The organism is Frankia sp. AgPm24 (assembly GCF_023243055.1).
GTDB classification, from domain to species: domain Bacteria; phylum Actinomycetota; class Actinomycetes; order Frankiales; family Frankiaceae; genus Frankia; species Frankia umida.
Genome location: NZ_JALKFW010000174.1, coordinates 1 through 19,123, shown reverse-complemented (window position 1 = coordinate 19,123; position 19,123 = coordinate 1). Strand labels below are relative to the sequence as shown.

16 protein-coding genes and 2 pseudogenes are annotated in these 19,123 nt (G+C 69.6%); 11 read left to right on the top strand and 7 right to left on the bottom strand.

Annotation, left to right across the window (positions count from 1 at the left end; translation table 11 throughout):
* Nucleotides 1–46: 46 nt before the first annotated feature.
* The 3 genes from MXD61_RS11550 (at nucleotide 47) to MXD61_RS11540 (ending at nucleotide 3,932) form a co-directional block, all read left to right on the top strand.
* Nucleotides 47–1,153 carry a patatin-like phospholipase family protein gene (locus MXD61_RS11550; RefSeq protein ID WP_248812838.1) on the top strand — a complete coding sequence of 369 codons (1,107 nt, stop codon included), beginning with the start codon at nucleotides 47–49 and terminating at the stop codon, nucleotides 1,151–1,153.
* A gap of 84 nt (nucleotides 1,154–1,237) precedes the next feature.
* Nucleotides 1,238–1,732 carry a hypothetical protein gene (locus MXD61_RS11545; RefSeq protein WP_248812854.1) on the top strand — a complete coding sequence of 165 codons (495 nt, stop codon included), beginning with the start codon at nucleotides 1,238–1,240 and terminating at the stop codon, nucleotides 1,730–1,732.
* Between the two features lie 364 nt (nucleotides 1,733–2,096).
* Nucleotides 2,097–3,932, top strand: a complete 1,836-nt coding sequence (locus tag MXD61_RS11540; RefSeq protein WP_248812837.1) for a hypothetical protein — start codon at nucleotides 2,097–2,099, stop codon at nucleotides 3,930–3,932.
* A gap of 44 nt (nucleotides 3,933–3,976) precedes the next feature.
* Here MXD61_RS11540 and MXD61_RS11535 read toward each other — a convergent pair whose 3' ends face one another.
* Nucleotides 3,977–5,701: a PAS domain-containing protein gene (locus MXD61_RS11535; RefSeq protein WP_248812836.1), complete on the bottom strand. Its 1,725-nt coding sequence runs from the start codon at nucleotides 5,699–5,701 to the stop codon at nucleotides 3,977–3,979.
* A 694-nt stretch (nucleotides 5,702–6,395) separates the two neighbouring features.
* Between MXD61_RS11535 and MXD61_RS11530 the strand changes: the two are divergent.
* From MXD61_RS11530 to MXD61_RS11505, 6 genes and pseudogenes are all read left to right on the top strand, one after another.
* Nucleotides 6,396–7,637, top strand: a pseudogene (locus tag MXD61_RS11530) (CpaF family protein); the annotation flags it as partial.
* 399 nt (nucleotides 7,638–8,036) lie between these two features.
* Nucleotides 8,037–8,906 (top strand): annotated as a pseudogene (locus tag MXD61_RS11525) (type II secretion system F family protein); the annotation flags it as partial.
* Nucleotides 8,907–9,288: 382 nt separating this feature from the next.
* Nucleotides 9,289–10,239, top strand: coding sequence for a type II secretion system F family protein (locus tag MXD61_RS11520; protein ID WP_248812834.1), 951 nt, complete (start codon nucleotides 9,289–9,291; stop codon nucleotides 10,237–10,239).
* 257 nt (nucleotides 10,240–10,496) lie between these two features.
* Nucleotides 10,497–10,760, top strand: coding sequence for a hypothetical protein (locus MXD61_RS11515; protein WP_248812833.1), 264 nt, complete (start codon nucleotides 10,497–10,499; stop codon nucleotides 10,758–10,760).
* A 154-nt stretch (nucleotides 10,761–10,914) separates the two neighbouring features.
* Nucleotides 10,915–11,313 (top strand): TadE/TadG family type IV pilus assembly protein, encoded by a 399-nt coding sequence (locus MXD61_RS11510; RefSeq protein ID WP_248812852.1) that lies wholly within the window; start codon nucleotides 10,915–10,917, stop codon nucleotides 11,311–11,313.
* Between the two features lie 302 nt (nucleotides 11,314–11,615).
* Entirely contained in the window at nucleotides 11,616–12,059 is a 444-nt protein-coding gene (locus tag MXD61_RS11505) for a hypothetical protein (protein ID WP_248812832.1), read from the top strand.
* A gap of 86 nt (nucleotides 12,060–12,145) precedes the next feature.
* Here the strand turns inward: MXD61_RS11505 and MXD61_RS11500 are convergent, their stop codons facing one another.
* Nucleotides 12,146–12,550, bottom strand: coding sequence for a YchJ family metal-binding protein (locus MXD61_RS11500; protein WP_248812831.1), 405 nt, complete (start codon nucleotides 12,548–12,550; stop codon nucleotides 12,146–12,148).
* A gap of 935 nt (nucleotides 12,551–13,485) precedes the next feature.
* Between MXD61_RS11500 and MXD61_RS11495 the strand changes: the two genes are divergently transcribed.
* Complete coding sequence (locus MXD61_RS11495) at nucleotides 13,486–13,764, top strand: hypothetical protein (RefSeq protein WP_248812830.1); 279 nt, start codon at nucleotides 13,486–13,488, stop codon at nucleotides 13,762–13,764.
* Nucleotides 13,765–14,094: 330 nt separating this feature from the next.
* On the opposite strand, the gene MXD61_RS11490 is transcribed toward MXD61_RS11495, so the two are convergent.
* From MXD61_RS11490 to MXD61_RS11470, 5 genes are all read right to left on the bottom strand, one after another.
* Nucleotides 14,095–14,487 carry a hypothetical protein gene (locus MXD61_RS11490; protein WP_248812829.1) on the bottom strand — a complete coding sequence of 131 codons (393 nt, stop codon included), beginning with the start codon at nucleotides 14,485–14,487 and terminating at the stop codon, nucleotides 14,095–14,097.
* Nucleotides 14,488–14,657: 170 nt separating this feature from the next.
* The gene (locus MXD61_RS11485) at nucleotides 14,658–15,182 is read right to left on the bottom strand and encodes a hypothetical protein (protein ID WP_248812828.1); all 525 of its coding nucleotides are present in this window, start codon (nucleotides 15,180–15,182) and stop codon (nucleotides 14,658–14,660) included.
* Nucleotides 15,183–15,370: 188 nt separating this feature from the next.
* Nucleotides 15,371–15,910, bottom strand: a complete 540-nt coding sequence (locus MXD61_RS11480; RefSeq protein WP_248812826.1) for a hypothetical protein — start codon at nucleotides 15,908–15,910, stop codon at nucleotides 15,371–15,373.
* Between the two features lie 103 nt (nucleotides 15,911–16,013).
* The gene (locus tag MXD61_RS11475) at nucleotides 16,014–16,196 is read right to left on the bottom strand and encodes a hypothetical protein (RefSeq protein ID WP_248812825.1); all 183 of its coding nucleotides are present in this window, start codon (nucleotides 16,194–16,196) and stop codon (nucleotides 16,014–16,016) included.
* Between the two features lie 79 nt (nucleotides 16,197–16,275).
* Nucleotides 16,276–16,656 carry a hypothetical protein gene (locus tag MXD61_RS11470; protein ID WP_248812824.1) on the bottom strand — a complete coding sequence of 127 codons (381 nt, stop codon included), beginning with the start codon at nucleotides 16,654–16,656 and terminating at the stop codon, nucleotides 16,276–16,278.
* 494 nt (nucleotides 16,657–17,150) lie between these two features.
* Here MXD61_RS11470 and MXD61_RS11465 point away from each other — a divergent pair, with 494 nt between their 5' ends.
* Nucleotides 17,151–18,899 (top strand): HNH endonuclease signature motif containing protein, encoded by a 1,749-nt coding sequence (locus MXD61_RS11465; RefSeq protein WP_248812851.1) that lies wholly within the window; start codon nucleotides 17,151–17,153, stop codon nucleotides 18,897–18,899.
* The last annotated feature ends 224 nt before the right edge of the window (nucleotides 18,900–19,123 follow it).

The window sequence follows — 19,123 nt, the reverse complement described above, 5'->3', positions numbered from 1 at the left end:
CCACCCTCCTGGGCGCCGGTCAGGGTGCCGCGCCAGGAGGTGGACGATGAGCAGAAGGCGGACGGTGCGTCGAGGCCTGGTTCTCGGCGCGGGCGGAGTCCTCGGCTCCGCCTGGATGATCGGCGCGCTGTGCGCCGTCGAGACCGAGACCGGTCGCGATCTCGCGCGAAGTGATCTGGTGGTCGGCACCTCCGCCGGCTCCGTGGTGGCTTCCCTGCTCGGGCTCGGGATCAGCGTCGAGGCGATGGCGAACTCGGAGCGCGGCATCCACGAGTCGGGCGATCCGATCCTGGACTACCGGGATCTCGGAGCGTCCCTGCCGCCCAGGCCGAAGATGCGGATGGGCTCGCCACGGCTGCTCACGGCGAGTGCCCTGCACCCCCGGCACGCCACCCCGATGGTCACCCTGGCCGCGCTGCTGCCGCAGGGACGCGGCAAGATCTCCGCGGTGGGTGACCTGGTCCTGGCCGGGATGGGACGTGCCGGCGTGGACCCGAACCACTGGCCCGACCGACCCGCGCTGCGCATCGTGGCGATGAACTTCGACACCGGCGACCGGGTGCTGTTCGGTTCCCCCGAGGCGCCGCGGATGAGCCTGCCGGACGCGGTGATGGCCTCCTGCGCCATTCCGGGCTGGTACGCCCCGATCGAGGTCAACGGCCAGCGTTTCGTCGACGGTGGGACACGCTCGCCGACATCGGTCGATCTGCTCGTCGACGCCGGGTTGGACGAGGTCGTCGTCGTCGCCCCGGCCTGTTCGCTGGCCACCGACCGGCCCCGCGGGGCGGTCGCGCTGGTCGAACGGCAGGTGCGCCGCGCCGCGACCCGCCGCCTGCTGCGCGAGGTCGCCCTGCTCGAGGGAGTGGGCACCCGGGTCACCGTCATCTGCCCCGGGCCGGACGACCTGATGGCGATGGGTGGCAACCTGATGGATCTCACCCGCCGTGCCGAGGTCTTCGAGACCAGCCTGAGCACCACCACCGACTTCCTGCGAGCGACCACCCGGACCCGCCACCGCGCCACCCCGCCCCCCCGCCGCACCCCGTCACCGCACCGCACCTCGCCGCCGCCGCACCGCACCCCGTCAGCCGACGGGCTGGCCCAGCCCGAACGACGCGACGATCCGCCGGTGGGCCTCGGGCTCGCCGGCTGAGCGGGCCTGGCCATGGCAGCCGAACCGGAGCCGTCCGGCGACCCGCCGCGTCATCTGGTGGTGGCCGGTTGGCAGACTGGTGCCGTGCGCGTCTACCTGCCTTCGACCCTCGCCGCAGCCCGCCCGGTGTGGGAGTCCGGGGAGGTCCCCGCCGGCACCGGCTACGCGGTGACCCCCGCCCTGCGTGAGTGGTACGCCCAGTCGGAGTCGGAGGAGGAGCTGGAGTACGCCGTCCTGCATGACGCGGCCCGGGCCAGCCTGCGCCTGCTCGACGCCGATCCGCGGGCCCCCCGCCGGCGGCTGGTGTTCGTCGCCGAACTCGCCGACGGCCAGGTCCGGGTGCGTGACGACCTGGACCGCGGCGCCGTCGAACTCGACTTCCCGGTGCCGTGGTCGGCGATCGAGGCCATCCATGTGGACGACGGTGGCGACGAGGAGGCGCTCGCCGCGGTCCGCGATGCCGCCGACCAGATCCTCGAGGCCGACCTCGGTGGTACGGACGCGGCCTTCACCGTGGACAGCGCCGAGGGCTTCGAACTGCTCTGGTTCGCCCCCCAGGAACTCCCCGACCTGCTCTGAGCACCGCGCGTCGCGGATCGGCCACCCGGCCTGATCGCCGCGCGCCCGGGATGGCGGCCGGCATCCGGATGTGCACGCGTCGCGCGCCGGGTCGGCACACATACCGGACGGTCCGGCACGGATCGGAATCCTCGTGCGCTTACCGGTGCGGGTGACAACGGTTGGGGCTCCCCGGGGCGCGGTCCACGTCGGCTGTTGCGAATAATGGGGATAGCGCCGCTCCCGTCCGCTCGGATCCTGATCCGGGCGGTGGTGGCGGTGAGACCCCCTTGTTCCTGTTGACATTCCTCGTCGCGAGATGCCGGCTCCCGTCGCACGGGTGTGGATCTCGAACGACCCACCGCGGTAGGGAGGCTGACAGCCCATGCTGTACCTCGCCGGGCAGATCCTGGCGTACGTGCTGGTGGCGATGGTCATCGGCGCGGCGCTGGCGTGGGTGTTCCTGATCGCCCCGTTGCGCCGGCAGATCCGGACCGAACGCGCGGCCCAGCGGCCGGGCACCACCGCCATCACGGACGCGACCGACGCCACCCGGCCCGGGCTGGTCTCCAGCACCTCCCGGGACGAGCCGGTGGTCGCGATCGGCCGTCCGGTCGCCGGATCCGCGAACGAGCCGGCCGGGACGTCCACGACCCCCGCCACGCCAGCCGAGCCCGTCCCGACCGAACCCGCTCTGGCGGCTGCACCCGCCCTGGCCGAGCCCGTCCCGGCTGAACCGGTGGTGGGCGCACCGGTGGCAAGCGGGCCAGTCCATGACGACCCGGTCGCACCCGAACCCGCCATGAGCGAGCGACTCCTGGCCGAGCCCGATATGGCCGAGCCCGGTGTGGCCGAGGCGGAGCCGGCTGAGGGCGAGCCGGCTGAGGGCGAGCCGGCTGAGGGCGAGCCGGCCGGGGGCGAGTGGGGCGCTGGCAGGCCGGCTGTGGGTGCCGAGCTGGCCACCACCGGGCCGATCACAATGCCGCTGCACATGGTGCGGGCGGTGGAGCCGGTGGCCGAACTCGTCGATCTGCTGCGCCGGCAACGCGACGACGCCGCGTTGGAGCGAGCCGATCTCACGGCCCGACTGGCGGTGGCCGAGCAGCGGGCGGCCGAGGCCGAGCAGCGGACCTCCGCCGCCGAGCGGCACGCCGTCACGGCGAGCGCCCGGGTCGAGGAGATCGACGCCGCGTTGCGGGCCCGGGTGGAAGCGGTCACCCGTCCGGTGTCCGAGGCCGGACCGTCCTCGGTCGAGATCGATGACGACGCCGCGATCGAGCCCGGGGTCGCGATCGCGGCTGGGACCGTGACCGAGGCCGGGGTCGCGTCCGACGGGGCCGATGACGCCCTCGACGGGGCGCCGGAGCGGGTCGCACCACCGAGTGGGCCAACCGTCGCCGAGCTCGTTCAGGCGGCCGAACACCTTCGTCAGCAGTTGGACGAGGCCGAAGGGCGGGCCGCGAAGTTCTCCTCCCGGCTGGCGATGTCCCGCACCGAGGCGGAGGACGCCCAGCGCCAGGTGGCCACCCTGAGCACCCGGCTTGACCGACACCAGGCCGAATGGGCGGTCGAGCGGCAGCGGTTGCTGAACCGTATCGCCCGCTCGGAGTCGGCGGTGGGTCTCGAACCGCCGACCGGCGTCGAGACAGCGGCGGACGTGGCGCCGCGGGCGGTTCCGCCGCAGGCGGCCACGGTCGATCCGCTGGCGGACGTCGATGCCACGGCGGATGTCGAGGTGCTGGCGGATGTCGAGGTGCTGGCGGATGTCGAGGTGGTGGACGTCGAGACGGCGGTCGAGGTTCCGGTGGCGCGGGTTCGTCCGGTGGGGGCGGTGACCAAGGAACGGCCGTCAGCGGTGGCCGGGGCGCCGCTACGTGGCCCGGCGGGGCTCGCGACCTCGCCCGGGGTCCGGCGTGGGGCCACCGGCGAGCAGACCGCCGGCGGCCAGGTGGTGATGGAGTCCTCCCCGCGGTGGAACGGGCTGCTTGACCCGTCCGCTGTCGGCGGGGACAACCTCAAGGAGATCGTCGGGGTCGGCCCGGTGATCGAGTCCCGGCTGCGGACACTGGGCATCACGACCTTCGGGCAGCTCGCCGAGATGGGCGACACCGACGTCGAGCGGCTGGCGCGCATGCTGGACGGTTTCGGCGACCGGATCATCTCCGACGACTGGGTCGGCCAGGCCCAGGACCTCCAGGTCCGCCACTACGGCGGCGTCTGAGACCGCCGTAGTGTGCCGTCCGCCGGCACGGGTGCACAGGGGCGTCACAGCCCGGAGATGAGGCCTTCGATCTCCGCCTCGAGGATGCGGCGATCGGTCACGTCGCTGTAGAGCCACAGATGGCCGCGGTAGCCGTCACCCGCGGCCAGGGTGATGTGGCTGCGCTCGAAGAAGCGTCCGTCGGCGAACATCACCGGCTCGCGGCGCAGGGTCCGACGCCGGCGTAGCAACGTGTCGAGGCGGGCGGCGAAACCGGAGGGGTCGTCGACGAGTCCGGCCCGCGGCCGCAGATGCCGGCGGCAGTCGGTGCCGACCAGGTCGACGGGCGACTCGGCCAGGTCGAACAGGTCGCAGTACAGCTGGTTGACGGCGACGACGGCGCAGTCCCGGTCAGCGATCAGCACGGCGGTGGTGAGCTCCGCGAGCAACGTGGTCAGCCACCGTTCGCGATCCCGGCAGGCATCCTCGATGCGGCGCATCTCCGCGAACATGCAGCCGCAGCCGTCGTGGTGGTGCGCGGACCTGATCCGTCCGATGTCATCCGGGTGCAGGTCGGCCTCCTCGTCCCGGTGCAGGACGACGGCGGCCCGCCATTCCGCGCCGGGTGGCAGCGCACCGCGCGGGTATGTCGGCGGACGCTCCTCCACCGCTCCCCACGGCGCCTGCCGTCCGGGTGTGGGTTCGCCGGGCATCGGACGACGCGGCAGCGGAACGTTCCAGCGCCGCTCCGGGTCACCGGCCAGGCCACGGTCCGCGCCGGTTCCACGGTCCGCACCGGTTTCCTGGTCGGAGCCCGCGGCCGGACCCTGACCCGCGGCCGGACCCTGACCCGCGGCCGGACCCTGACCCGCGGCAGAGCCCTGGCCCGTGGCGGGGTCGGGCAGTCGGCGGCCGGCCGGATGGTTGGCGGAATGGCCGAGCGGGTGGCCGTCGCGACGATCGGTCGGATCCTCGTGACGCGGCGGATTCTCGTAGCGTGTCGGTCCGTCCTCGGGCCTGTCCGCCGCGCCGAGAGCCCGGGCGGCCTCGTCGAACGGGTCGCCGAACAGCTCCTGGTCGAAGGCGCCACGCTCGAACGGACGCTGCTGGAACGTCCGCCCATCGAACGAGCCCGGTTCGAAGGCGCTGGAATCGAACGTGCCGTGGTCGAACGAGGGGTCTGGGTCGAAGGACTGGTCCTCGGCGAACGGCCCGAGGTCACCGAAGGGCCCGTGGCCCAGCAGATCATGGTCCAGCGGCCCGAGACCCAGCGGCCCGACGTCCATGGGCTCGGCCCTGATGGACTCGGTGGGATCGACGCCCCGCGGATCGACGCCCCGCGGATCGACACCCCGCGGATCGACGCCCAGCGGGCGGAAGTCGAAGCGGCTGGGGTCGAGGAGTTCGGGGTCCAGCAGCGCCGGGTCCAGCTGTATCGGGTCGAGCGCGATGGGCGGCGCGGGGGTGAGCGTGCCGACGAATCGGCGGGTGCCGTCGCCCGAGGTCGATTCGACGGTGTGCAGGATCGCGGCCGGACGGGTCGGCTCGTCGGCGTCGGCCAGCCGAATCCGGACCGAGAACGCATCACCATGGGTGATCAGCCGTTGCCAGTGGTTGCTGACAGTGGCGACGTCCTCCGGCTGGAGGATTTCGTCCAGGCGCAGTCCGACGGCGTGGTGGCGGGGGAGCCCGGTGAGCGTCGACCAGGTCTCGTTCACGAAGACCAGTCGGCCCGTCGCATCCGTTGCGAATACCGCGATCGGGCAGTTCTCGACAATTCGCCAGAACATTTCCCAGGCGGTTTTGGTAAACCTGTCGGACGGTTCCGGTTCCGGATTCTGATTCATCGCCCCGCACCTTTCGGTCCGGCGGTCGTGCCCGGGCGGATGCGATCCGCCCGCACCGTTACAGCGGTCCGACGAGCATCTCGCGGACGGCGGGCGAGCCCAGATGGCGATGGCTGACCGGACACGGAAGTGACCCCCGAGGCAGGTGTGGACCGTCTGTCGGATGAGATCGGCAGGGTGGGGGAGTCTCTACCGGTCGATCCAGCGGACGGAATGTGACACGACGGGTGTGCGGATTAGGGAACGCTGCGAGGCTATCGCCTCCGAGCGGATTCGAGGCCGTAGTCCCACGGGCGTTTCCGGGGCGCTCCGTGCGCTGTCGTGTGCACCCGACGTGTGCGTTCAGCGACGGTCCTGCCCCGTTCCGTACCTAACCGTGACCGCAAAATTGATGCGGAGAGTAATCATCGGGGCAGTCAAGGTCGGCTGCTGTGCGCTCCGTGAGCCTGTTGTGTCCTACCCGGCCTGAGGGTCGCTACGAGGTTGTGCGAACGTTGATGCGTCTGTCCCGAAGTTCGGGGCTTGATTGGCGGTGACCCTCTTTCTACGCTTCGTAGCTATTGGTCGCGTGGCGGGCGGCGGAAGAGACACGGCCGGAGGAGCAGCGGTTTTCGTGGCGGTGGCACGCAACGGGTGGATGGACGCCACCTCCCATGTCGAGGACGAGGTGCGTGAACTCGTCCGTCGGCGTTCCCTGGACCCGGTGCGCGATCCGGCGCTGGTGCGCAATCTCGTGCACGAGGTGCTGGCGGACTACGAGGAACGAGTCCTGGTCAGCGACCTTCCACCGGTCGCCGACCGGGATCTCACCGCCCGCCTGGTCTACGACGCGGTCGCTGGCTTCGGCCCGTTGCAGCGCCATCTCGACGATCCGACCATCGAGGAGATCTGGATCAACGAGCCGGGCCGGGTATTTATCGCCCGGCATGGTCGCAGCGAGCTCACGACCACGATTCTCACCGCCGATCAGGTTCAGGACCTGGTCGAACGAATGCTGAAATCGTCCGGCCGACGGGTGGACCTGTCCACCCCGTTCGTCGACGCCATGCTTCCGGACGGCTCCCGCCTGCACGTCGTCATCCCGGATGTGACCCGGGTGCACTGGTCGATCAACATCCGCAAGTTCGTGCTCAGCGCCGCGAGCCTGGACGAGGTGGTCGGTCTCGGCACGATCACCGCCGCCGCCGCCGCGTTCCTCGAGGCCTCGGTCGTCGCCGGGCTCAACATCATCGTGGCCGGCGGCACCCAGGCCGGCAAGACGACCATGCTCAACTGTCTCGGATCAGCCATCCCGGCCCGGGAACGAGTGATCTCCTGCGAGGAGGTCTTCGAGCTCAAACTGCGCTCCCCCGACTGGGTGGCCATGCAGACCCGCCAGGCCAACCTCGAGGGCAGCGGCGAGATCCGGCTGCGCCGGCTGGTCAAGGAGGCGCTGCGGATGCGCCCCGACCGCCTGCTCGTCGGCGAGGTCCGCCAGGAGGAGGCACTCGACCTGCTCATCGCGCTGAACTCCGGCCTGCCCGGTATGTGCAGCCTGCACGCGAACTCCGCCCGCGAGGCGGTCACGAAGCTGTGCACCCTGCCATTGCTGGCCGGGGAGAACGTCAGCCACGCCTTCGTCGTGCCGACCGTCGCCGCCAGCGTCGACCTCGTCGTTCATCTCGCCAAGGACATCAGCGGCCGGCGCCGGGTCACCGAGATCGTCGCGCTGCCCGGCCGGGCGGAAGGCGACATCGTGGAGATCGCCCAGATCTACCGCACCCGGGCCGACGGCCTGGTCCGCGCGGACGGCTACCCGCCGCACGTCGAGCGCTTCGCCCGCGCCGGCTACGACCTGCCGAGCCTGCTCTCCCACGGCGACCACGACCAGCACCAGCGCGGCCACCAGCAGTACCAGCAGCGGCGCTACCAGCCCCCGCCCCCACCCGCGCCGCCCGGTCCACCCGCGCCACCGCCGCATCCGTCGGGGCCGCACCCGTTGGACCCCTCCCCGGCCCAGCGGATGCCGCCGGTCCAGCCACCGCTGCCGCCGACCCCGCAGCTCCCGCCGACCCCGCAGCTCCCGCCGTCCCCGCAGCTCCCGCCGTCCCCGCAGCTCCCGCCGTCCCCGCAGCTTCCGCCGTCCCCGCCGACGCGCCAGCCGCCGCCGATGCCACCGCCCGCGCCGTCGGTGCCGTACTCACCGACGTCCCAGCACCCACCGACGTCCCAGCACGTGCCGTCCGGGTGGCGGCAGTCGACCGGTGATGGCTGGTCCGAGATCGCGGTGGAGGGCTAGATGGGCATCTTTCTCGGTCTGCTGTGCGGGCTGGGCCTGTTTCTGATCGTCACCAGCGGTCGGTCGTCCGGTGTACGCGGTGGCGGTGCGCTCGCGGTGGCGGTGGCGCGCTGGGAGCACAACACCGCCGAACTGCTGGCCCAGGCGGGAATCCGCGGTCTCGGCCCGCGCCAGTTCGTCGCGATCAGCGCCGGGCTTGGTGCTCTGGTCGGACTGGTGGTGCTGGCGCTGACCGGCACCCTGTCGCTGGCCGGCGCGTTCGCGCTGTTCGCCGCCATGATCCCGCGCACCCTGGTGGTGCGTCGCCGGAATACCCGGATGCACGACCTGCGCGAACTGTGGCCGGACGTCGTCGACAACCTCGCCAGCGCCGTCCGTGCCGGCATGTCCCTGCCCGAGGGGCTCGCCGCGGTCGGCGTGCGCGGTCCGGTGCAGCTACGGCCGGCGTTCACCCGGTTCGGTGAGGACTACGGTGCCACCGGCTCCTTCACGACCTGCCTGGATCGCCTCGCCGAGGAGCTCGCCGACCCCATCGCCGACCGGATCATCGAGTCGCTGCGGATGGCCCGCGAGGTCGGCGGCACCGACCTCGGTCGTCTGCTGCGCACCCTGTCGACGTTCCTGCGCGAGGATGCCCGCACCCGTGCCGAACTCGAGACCCGCCAGGGCTGGACCGTCAACGCCGCCCGGCTCGCCCTCGCCGCCCCCTGGATCGTGCTGCTGCTGCTCGCCACCCGCGGGCAGAACGTGCAGGCCTACGACAGTCCGACCGGGGTGGCGGTCCTCGTCGGTGGCGGCGCGGTGTCCGGCCTGGCCTACATCCTGATGCGCCGGATCGGACGGCTCCCCGAGGAGGGCCGTGTGCTGCGTGGCGGTGCCCAGCCGGCGCTGCCCGCGACCGACCCGGAACCCACCCTCGCCACGGCGACCGCGTCCGGCTCCGCTGGCACGGCGGGTTCGGCGGGCCCGTCCGGGTCGTCCGGGTCGCCGCCGATGGGCTGGCCGCCAGATCCGAACGGCGGCGGGCCTGGCCTGGACTGGCCGGGTGGCGTGGCGGATCCCGGCTTCGGTCCGGACAGCCCGCATCCCGGTCCCGAAGCCGGACGGGAGGGCTGGGGATGACGCCCGTGCCAGCGGTGACGGCTCCGACTGTGGTGACGGGTGTGACGGGTGTGACGGGCGTGGCGGGTGTGACGGGTGTGACGGGTGTGGCGGGTCTGATCGGCGTGACGGATGTGACAGGGGTGGCAGCGTGACGATGGTCGCCGCCGGTGCGTTGCTCGGCCTGCTGCTCGGGCTGGGCCTGGTCATCATCGTGTACCGGTCGCCGCGGGCCCGGCGCATCCAGCTCGCCGACCGGATCGACCCGTACCTGCGGGACACCCCACGTCCGTCGCGGCTGCTCGCCGACCGGCCACGCTCGTCCAACCGCCCGGGGTTCGTCGCCATCGAGGCGCTGTTGCGTCCGCTGCTCTCGGATGTGGCCGGCCGCCTCGACCGCTTCCTCGGCGGACGGGCCGGACTCCAACGACGGCTCACCCAGGCCGGCGGGCGCACCGGCATCGAGGAGTTCCGCGCGCAGCAGGTGGTGTGCGCGGCCTGCGGGGCGCTGTTCGGGGCGTTCCTGCTGGGGCTGCGCGCGACCGTCGGCATCGGCCCGCCCGCGCTGGTCAGCGTCGCCCTCGTCGTCGCCGGCGCCGCCGGTGGTGTGGTCGGACGCGACTACTGGCTGACCCGGACGATCGCCGACCGCGAGGACCGGATGCTGCTGGAGTTCCCCACCATCGCCGAACTGCTCGCCCTGGCCGTCACCGCCGGTGAGTCGGCGATCGGGGCCCTGGAGCGGGTCGGTCGCCTCACCCACGGCGAACTGGGCCGTGAACTGCGTCTGGCGCTCGCCGACGCCCGAGCCGGTGCCACCCTCGTCCAGGCTCTGGAAGGCATCGCCACCCGTACCGCCCTGGCGCCGCTGACCCGCTTCGTCGACGGTATGGCCGTCGCCATCGAACGCGGCACCCCCCTGGCCGACATCCTGCGCGCGCAGGCCGTGGACGCCCGCGAGGCCGGCAAACGCCAGCTGCTCGAAGCCGGCGGCCGCAAGGAGATCGCCATGATGATTCCGGTCGTCTTCCTCGTCCTGCCCACCACGGTGATCTTCGCCTTCTATCCCGCCCTGGTGAGCTTCACCGTGATCGCCCAGTGACCGTCGCACCGACGCCGAGCGCCTGGCGGCTTCCCCCGCGCGCGCAACGACACCGGACTTTCACGAGTCCCACATGTCGGACGTCGCGCACCGACTCGAACCGGCCGCACGCGCACGACCGGCCGCACGCACACGCACACGCGCACGACTGGCACGGCACGCAGGCATGGCACGACGCGGTGCCCACACACGGTCCCGAGACGACGCGCCGATGATCCGCGGCGCGCCGTCTCGGACCGAACAGCGAAGGAGAGATCATGGGACGGCGTATCGGGCAGGCCGGACGGGCCCTGAGCGCGCGGTGGCTGGCCTGGGCCGCGGGCCCCACCCCCCGCGACGGCAGCGGCAGTCCTGGCGATGACCGCGACCGGGGTGACGTCCCCGGCTGGGTGATGATCACGGTGATGACGGCGGCGCTGGTCGTGGCGATCGCGACGCTCGCGACTCCCGCGCTGCAGAACCTGTTCAACTCCGCCATCAACTCGGTCTCCGGAGTCGGTGGTGGCGGCGGCGGCAAGTAGGCGTACAACCGACGAACCGGTCGTGGACGATCAGCAGGCCGCGATCGTCGAAACCCCCGGAGGTCTACCAGCCACCGGAAATCTGCCCGCTACCGGAGGCCTAACCGTCACCGGAGGCCTAACCGTCACCGGAGGCCTACCGGTCACAGGAGGTCTGCCGGCCACCGGGGATCTGCCAGCGGACGAGGGCTCCTCGGTGGTGGAGTTCATCCTGGTGGGAACACTGCTGCTGTTCCTGTTCCTCGGGATTCTGCAGGTCGGGCTGGTCCTCTACGTCCGCAACACCCTCGCGGCCGACGCGGCCGAGGGCGCCCGGCACGCGGCCAACCTCGGCGTCACCTCGGCGGACGGCGGCCTGTACGCCCAGGCCCTCATCGCCCGGACGATCCCCGGGCGAGCCGACACCACCTGCACGGGCGTGGACGTCGACGGCCCGGACGCCACCCCGCTCGTCCAGGTGACCTGCAAGGTGGTTGTCCCGCTCGTCCTGGTTCCCCTCGGTGACGGCGTCACGCTGACGGTCACCGGCCACGCCGTCAAGGAGGTGCCGTGACACCTGCGGCCCGCCCGGGGTTGACGTCCGGTCCCGGTTCGACGTCTGGTCCCGGTTCTACGTCCGGCTCGGGTTCGACGTCCGGCTCGGGTTCGACGGTCGGCCCGGTGCGACGCGTGGTGCGATCGATGGACCGGGCCCGTCCCGCGCTGGCTGCCGCTTTCTGGGGGCGGCCAGGGGAGGCAGACGTCAGGGAGGAGCGAGCCCGGGGCGCCGTCTGGGGGCGGCGACGAGGAGCGGGGCCGGGGGCCGCTGCCGGGAGGCGGGTGCGGGGATGGGGAGCCGCTGACGAGGGCTCCGCGATGATCGAGTTCGTGGGACTGTCGATCGTGCTGCTCGTACCTTTCGTCTATCTGTTTCTCTGTGTCTTCTCGGTGCAGCGTTCCGCCTTCGGTGTGACCCAGGCAGCCCGCGAGGCCGGTCGCGCTTTCGCGACCGCCGACAGCGCGACGCAGGGGGTCAACCGTGCCCGCCTGGCCGCCGGACTCGCCCTGCGAGACCAGGGCGTTTCCGACACGCCGCAGGTCCGTTTCGCCCCGACCGGCACGAACTGCGGCGACGGCAATCCCGGGGATGGCGCCGAAACCCTCGAACCGGGCGCCTCGTTCGTGATCTGTGTCCGCACCGTGGTCTCCCTACCCGGCACCGGTGCCTTGTTCGCCGGCATCACCGATGTCACGGTCAACGGCCAGTTCACCGTGATCATCGACCAGTTCCGCGCCAACCGCCAGGATCCCCAGCCATAGCAGGATTTTCCTGCGTTCACGGGGCCACCTGGGATCACGGATTTTCACGACATCATGCGGACCCTGGAATCCGGATGGCCTCAGGATCACTGGTCGTGGAGCAGGGGTCCGGCCGCGGCATCCACATAGACCCAACGGCCGTCGATCCGGGTGAACGTGCTGCGCTCATGCTGCATATGACGTTCGCCGTTCGCCGTGCGCGCGACCGCGCGGAACTCCACGACGCCGGAGTCGTCGCCTGGTCCGCCGTCCACGGTGTCGACGATCTGCAGGGCGCGCCAGGTCAGATCGGCGTCCAGGTCCAGCCGGCGGGGGCGCGTCGCGGGATGCCAGGTGCGCAGCAGGTACGGCGCGAGGCCACGGGCGAAGGCGCTGTAGCGGGAGCGCATGAGCGCCTCGGCGGTCGGTGCCGGATTCCCGAGATGAAACGGCTCGCAGCACTGCGCGTACTCCCGGCGGGAGCCGCAGGGACACCGGTCGACGGTGCTCACGCGGTGCGATGCGGCGTCACGGCACAGCGGGTGAACTCCACTCGCCTGGTCAGTTCCACTCTCGGGTCCCACGGACGCGGGCTTCGGCGAGGGGCCCTGTTCGGCCGCGAGCAGGCGATCGCATCCCTCCACGTGGGCGTCATCCCGGACATGAGGGACCTCCGTGAGCGCACGGCATGGGACGAGCTGATACCAGGCAGGGTATCGCGCTGGTGATCGCGGTAGTCCACGACGCCCGGCGGGCGGGAGGCCGTCAACGGGAAGTTCACTGTGCTCATCGACCAGTTCCGTGCCAACCGACAGAACCCGAGCTGTAGGTCACGGGCCTCCGCTGAGAAGGTAGGGCACGTACCGATCGTCGGAGTCACGTAGGTAAACCGTCATGGTCATGGCGCACGGAAGCGACGAGCTGCTTCCGTGGTGCCACCGAGTCCGCGCCGGGAGCGGGTTGGCATACATCTCCTGTCCGAGCGGACGCAGGCCGTGATAGCCGACGCGCCGTATGGGCAGACTCTCCTGCGCCTCGGTTGCGGCCAACGCGCGTGGCTGGCCCGGACCTGTGTAGCCGCGTTCGCAGTACGACACCCGGTCCGGCATGCTCGACGGCCACGGCCAGGCGTGGAATCTGACCCGGTACCAGCCGGTGAGGCTCGCCATGGCGACCAGCAGAACGACCACAACCACCGCGAGCGGCCCGACCAGGGACCGCCGAATCGGCCATCCCCGCGATCGGCCGGGAACGGGCCGTGCGATGTCCTGATCGGTCACGAGAACACTCCAGGAGGTCGGGAACGGCGCCGAGGAGCGAATTCTAGCCGGCTTCGTCAGGTCGAGGTTGGTCACACCGGTGCATACTGAGGCGGAACCTGGGAGCCGCGGCAGGCTGACCGCCTGGATGTCGCTGACCTTCCTCACAACCAGCGGGGAGGCGAGCGGTGGCGTTTTCCTGGCCTGAGTTCGCAGCGAACATCGTCATCGACGAGAAACGCTCGTGGACGGCGGTGTTCGACAGCTACGACCAGTATCGCGAGCTCTGCTATTACGTGGTCAGGATATTCTACGGCGGCCAGCAGGTGGACGAGGTCACGGCCGTGGTCGGGACGGAGTTCGCCGGCGACGACTGGACCACCCCGGCCTTCGACCGAGAGGTGCGAGAGCGTATAGCGCAGGCACTCACCGCTCATACCGAGCTGTGGGGTGTGGAGCGTGCCTGACCCGCAGTTCTCCGTACGCGAGTTCGTCGCCGTCACCTCGAAGGCCTACCCGGTCCTCACTCTCGAAGCGGACCAGTGGCATGAGGTCGGCTGTTTTTTCGACCCGATTGAGAGCATCTACGCCTACTACTCGATCGACCGCAAGGATCCGCAGGAGTACGTCGAACGGTTCGCCAGTGCCGAGGCTCTGCTCGCCGCGCGAGGTGCGGACGAAAGAGCCGTAAGCATGGCTCCTCGCGGACGGGGCCGTCAGTCGAACGGACTGCCGGGCGAACGGGGTTGTGTGGCGGACCCGAATGTCCGAGGGGGAAGGGCGTTCGGCGCAGGTTCTCAGCGTCCGGCCTGGCCCGAGACCCTCGGTGGCCGGGCGCGGGTGGCCGCGGAGCGCAGGTCGTCGCCGGGAAGCACCGCCGTGCCGAGCAGCTCGGCCATGATGACCTTTACTACCGCGTCGCCCCTGGTGGGCAAAGGGGTAGCCCTGTAGTCGGCATGCATGCGTCCGAACATCGCCCGTGTACCCAACCGCCGCACCCGGCACGGCACCGCAGGCAGCGCGGTCAGCGTGACCGAGCACTCGAAGAGTGTGATCTTCGGTTCTGGTTCGGGTCGGTGTAGCTCCAGCTGCTCCCGCAGCGTTCCGGTTGAGCGCAGTGTCGCGAGCTCTTCCGGTGTCGTGGGAAAGATCGCCCCGGCCCCGAACGCGAGCAGCCGAAAGTCAAACATGTGCGGCCATATTCGGAGGCCGTCCAGCACGATGGTGATGTCTTTTCCTTCGGCCACCACAGCCTGGTAGGAAATTCCTCCCGGGATCATCAGAGAAGGCGTCCCGATGCTATCGTCAACCGGTTCCGGCTGATGCCCTTGACCTGCCGCGGACGATCCAGGCGATCGGGTCACAGGCAGTTGTAGTTGACTACGTTGGAGTAGTTGGTGGCAGTGGAGGTTCCATAGGGGCCGGAACCCGTACCGGCGGCTTCTGTACGGAACTTCTTGTTGACGGAGAGGTTCGAGCAGTAGTGATATGCGTCTGCCTGGGTTGAACCCAGGCCTCCGGTGTCGTAGCCGTACGAGCCGACTCGCTGCCACTGTTCGATGGCTTCGTTCCACTGCTTGACGTATACCCGCGGTACCTGACCGGTGAGGTCGCCCGTGCAGTACTGGGTGGCCTCACCCCTGACCTCGTCGTAGGACAGGACGGGGTTGAGCGGAGTGAGCGTGCAAACCCAGGGCCCGGCTGCGGCTGTGGTAGCTGTGGAACCGGTGGCTGCCCCATTCGGACCGTAGGTGTTCGTGCCTGCTGCTCGCAGGTCGATCGGAGAGGGTGCGGCCTGAGCCGCAACCGCACTTCCCATCGCCAGCCCCACTCCGGTACCGATAGCGCCTATCCGCGCGACTGTTCGTCCCGGTGAAACGTTCATGAGTCAGCACCTCCGGACTGCGGACATCAAGTGATCTATCAGATCCACTCGCTTTGTCACGCATGCGATGTGTCACTAAAGGTGCTGAAGTGGTGGCGATCCAGGTAGGGCCAAAAGTCCCGTATTGCACCTCTTGGTAACGGTATGATCTCACATGTTGAGTATCGACGGAAGGGGGGCGATTTTTGTCACTTTGTAACATCGTTCCGTGGTCGCTCGCACCGTGATGATCCAAGCGGTCCAGCGGCGGCAGCAGCTTCGCGAAGCGCATCGCCGGAGAGGATGGCGGTGCCGGTCGGCTCATCGAAGGTCAGCAGGAAGATGACATCGCCAGTCGGTGGCAGCGGGCGTACCCAGAAAATGGCAGTGGTCTCGCCGGACAAAGATCGACGAGCGGGAACCTGGACCCGGGGAAATGTTGTCTCCGGGTCCAGGCCAGGCATCCTGACCTCATACCGCAACGCCAGAGGTGCACGCTCGGAGAGTGCTGTCGGTGGAAACTGGCTCGGCGCTTCCGCTGACTCGTGAGTGTCGTCCAGGTGGGCCGATTTTATCGGGAGTTCTGACGGGCCAAGGGCGTAAAGCTCGAACTCGAAGCCGGCCGGCTGTGCACGTACCCGGTCGAGCACGACTGTCAGTTGAGCGCTTTCCAGGACGACGGCGAAGAACTCCAGCTGACCAGGAACGAGATCGGCAGCGGGTTGGCGTGGCCCTGGGCTGTGGTTCATTCCGAAGATCGTATCGCAGTCATGGTGCCCTCGCTGTTTTCGGTCCCGGTCCGGCGGCGGAAGTCGAGCAGGACCGTGAGTTCGTCGCGTATCTGGAACGGGGTTACCGGGCACGCAGCAGCCGCAGGGCCGCGTCCTCGGTGCCGGGCGATCGGTAGATATCCCGCAGCGGCTGGATCTCTGGCAGCGGACCGGGCCGGTAGTGGTTGGCGCATTCGCCCGCGTGGAAGGGACGAAGCGCACCGGGGACGCTCCGCACCGGCTGGGGGGTCGGCACCGTCCGCACACAACCTGCCTGCTGCCCGCCCATCCTGTCCCGATCCCCAGCCCTCGGGTAGTACCGAGCCGCTCTGTCACGGCCGCTACTACCCGGTGCTGCCGCTGTTGTCGTCGGGCTGCTCGAGGCGGGTGGCGGCGAGGACATCCACCCAGATGCGGAAGGCCAGGACGGCCATCGCCAGCACCAGCCCGCCAACCACCACCGCGCGTACCGGTGCGCTGTCCGCCACGGCGCCGGCGAGGACGAGAACGGTCAGCAACACGGTGCACATCACCGCGACGGTCACGCCGAGGATGAACAGCCGAACCCGGGGTTTCGTCCAGAAGTAGCCGGGTTGCGGGCCGCCCCGGCGTGGCCGATGCTGGGCGCGCAGACGGTCCAGGTAGGCCGAGTCCCACATCAGTGCGAGCAGGAAGACCGGCAGGACCTGCGCCACTGTGGTGTACAGCTCCGTATGCACATTCACCTCGCATCGTCAGACCTGCACCGTATGGCCAGACCGCCATGTGTGCTGTCCGTCTTCGTCTGACCGTGCGACCGGTCGGCAGGCAGTCCGCTCGCCGGACCTTGGGTGGGTGTTCTCGGTAGCTCGTCAGCTTGGCGGACGGCCGCGCTCTGCGCGGCACTCCTTTCTGGGCCTGAGCCCTGACTGTCACAGATGTCACGGACTGTTACCCAGCTCCGGGTCGGTGTCCGAGCTACGTCGCCCGCGACGCCTGCTGCCCAGCGGGACGGCGGTGGGTGCAGTTCACCAAGGTCGTCTTTCTCTCCCTGGCGCCTGGTCGGGCATTTTGAATCACCGGGTGCAGCCCGACCTGCGCTTTTGTTCCATCGTGGTAGATGGTAGTGGTCGGGCGGCTGGAAGCGCTTTGGTTATCTATGGCCAGGTCTTCTCTAGACCGTTTGGGTTGGGTGCCGACCGCAGGACTGGTTATCCACAGGTTCGAATGGGTGTTCGACATGTGGGACGGGGTGGGATATGGTCATTTCATGATCTTTCGCTCGGATGATTCTGCTGGCCTTGAGCCGTCTGGCAGCTCCGTTCCGGTTTCGCCTTGGCAGGCGGATACCGGGGTTTCTCCTGGTTCTTCGGTGCCTGTTTCGGATGAGGGTGGAGGCGCTGCTTCTGGTGCTGTTCCTGACTGGTCTGGTGATGATTTTCGCGAGGGTGTCTCCGGCGGGAGTGGTGCTGGTGGTTCTGGGGGGTGGGTGGATCCGGAAGCGTTGGCGGGGGTTTTGTCGTCGGCGGTCGAGGATCTGGTGGTGGGGGAGGTGTGGCGATGGTCGCTGGAGGAGTTGCGGGAGGTTTTGTTGATGGTGCATGAGGTGGAGGCTCGGTTGGCGGCGCTGCGGGGTCGGGTGTTGGTGGAGGCGGGGACGCGGGGGTTGGCGTCGGAGGCGGGGGCATCGGATTTGGCGGGATGGTTGGCGGCGCGGTTGTTGGTACCGCGGTTTGAGGCTAATCGGATGGTGAATCTGGCGCGGGAGTTGTTCGAGAGTCCGTATCTGGTGACGGGGGAGGCGCTGGCGGGGGCGCGGATCACCGCGGGTCATGCGCATGTGATCGTGGAGGCGATGGAGGCGTTGCCTCCCGAGGTGTCGGCGCAGGAGCGGGTGGAGGTGGAGCATTTTCTGGTGGAGCAGGGGATGCTGATGGATCGTCAGCAGTTGAAGAAGGCTGCCTTGGTGCTTCTGGAGCAGCTGACGCAGGTGGACAGGTCGCCGGGCGGTGCGGATCCTCATGAGGATGGTCGTACGGGTGAGCATTCCCGCGGTGATGGCAAGGTGAAGGGGAAGGCCGGCGCGGGTGAAAGCCAGACCGGCGGGGGTGCGGCCGACGGCCCGGCTGGTGAGTCCGGTGGCTCTGGTCGGGACGGGGAGTCAGATCAGAACGGCGGGTCCGGTCAGGCTGGTCAGGGTGGCGGGTCCGGTGGTGCGGCCAGGAGGGCACGGCGGGATCCGCGGGCGGCTCGTACGTTGTCGTTTTTCGATACGGCGGGTGGGACGACGCTGATTCGGGGGGAGTTGGACGCGGAGGGTGCGGCGCTGCTGCGGGCGGCAGTGGATGCGTTGTCGGCTCCGGTGCCGGCGAAGGACGGGATGCGGGATCCGCGTGGTGCGTCGCGGCGAAGGGCGGACGCTCTGGTGGAGTTCGTGCGGCGGGGGTTGTCGGCGAATGTCGGTCCGTCGGCGGGAGGGACACGGCCGCATCTGCAGGTGACGATCGGCTGGGAGACGTTGTTCGGTGGTGGGAACGTGCCGGCGATGACACAGTGGGGCGGGCCGTTGCCGCGGGAGGTGGTGGAACGGCTCGGATGTGACGCGGCGGTGACGCGGATCGTTCTTGATCCGGAGGGTGTTCCGTTGGATGTGGGTCGTACGAAGCGGGTGGTGCCGCCGAAGATTCGTACGGCGTTGGTGAAGCGGGACGGTGGATGCACGTTCCCGCATTGTGATCGGCCGGCTTCGTGGTGTGAGGCGCATCATGTGATCGGGTGGGAGGTGGGGGGTGTGACGGCATTGGATAATCTGACGTTGCTTTGCGATCAGCATCATGATCGGGTGCATCGAGAGCATTGGAAGATTGTGATCGACGGGGATCGTCGTCCGTCGTTTGTTCCGCCGGCTTTTATTGATCCGCTTCGTCGTCCGCGTCGTAATCCGAACTGCCAGCCGCTCCCGGATCTGTTCGGTGGGCTGAAGCTCTGAGGCCATTGTTCGAGATGGTAGGGGGAGTACCCTGGCTGGCTGCCCGCGGGGCGAGCCGGCCGGGGTAAAACGTGATGGTTCACGGCTGGAGGTGCGGCGATGGGTGGGCCCCGACCGTCGATCCAGGCTGCGCCTTGGCGCCGTGCTCGGAACCCGTCAAGCTGTTTGAGGCAGTGTTGTTCGAAAACTAGCTACTTGCCGGTTCCGGGTCTGGCTGCTCCTCG

Coding starts and splice junctions, on each gene's coding strand:
- MXD61_RS11550 (WP_248812838.1), top strand. CDS start 47: ATGAGCAGAAGGCGGACGGTGCGTCGAGGCCTGGTTCTCGGCGCGGGC.
- MXD61_RS11540 (WP_248812837.1), top strand. CDS start 2,097: ATGCTGTACCTCGCCGGGCAGATCCTGGCGTACGTGCTGGTGGCGATG.
- MXD61_RS11535 (WP_248812836.1), bottom strand. CDS start 5,701: ATGTTCTGGCGAATTGTCGAGAACTGCCCGATCGCGGTATTCGCAACG.
- MXD61_RS11515 (WP_248812833.1), top strand. CDS start 10,497: ATGGGACGGCGTATCGGGCAGGCCGGACGGGCCCTGAGCGCGCGGTGG.
- MXD61_RS11505 (WP_248812832.1), top strand. CDS start 11,616: ATGATCGAGTTCGTGGGACTGTCGATCGTGCTGCTCGTACCTTTCGTC.
- MXD61_RS11490 (WP_248812829.1), bottom strand. CDS start 14,487: ATGTTTGACTTTCGGCTGCTCGCGTTCGGGGCCGGGGCGATCTTTCCC.
- MXD61_RS11485 (WP_248812828.1), bottom strand. CDS start 15,182: ATGAACGTTTCACCGGGACGAACAGTCGCGCGGATAGGCGCTATCGGT.
- MXD61_RS11480 (WP_248812826.1), bottom strand. CDS start 15,910: ATGAACCACAGCCCAGGGCCACGCCAACCCGCTGCCGATCTCGTTCCT.
- MXD61_RS11465 (WP_248812851.1), top strand. CDS start 17,151: ATGTGGGACGGGGTGGGATATGGTCATTTCATGATCTTTCGCTCGGAT.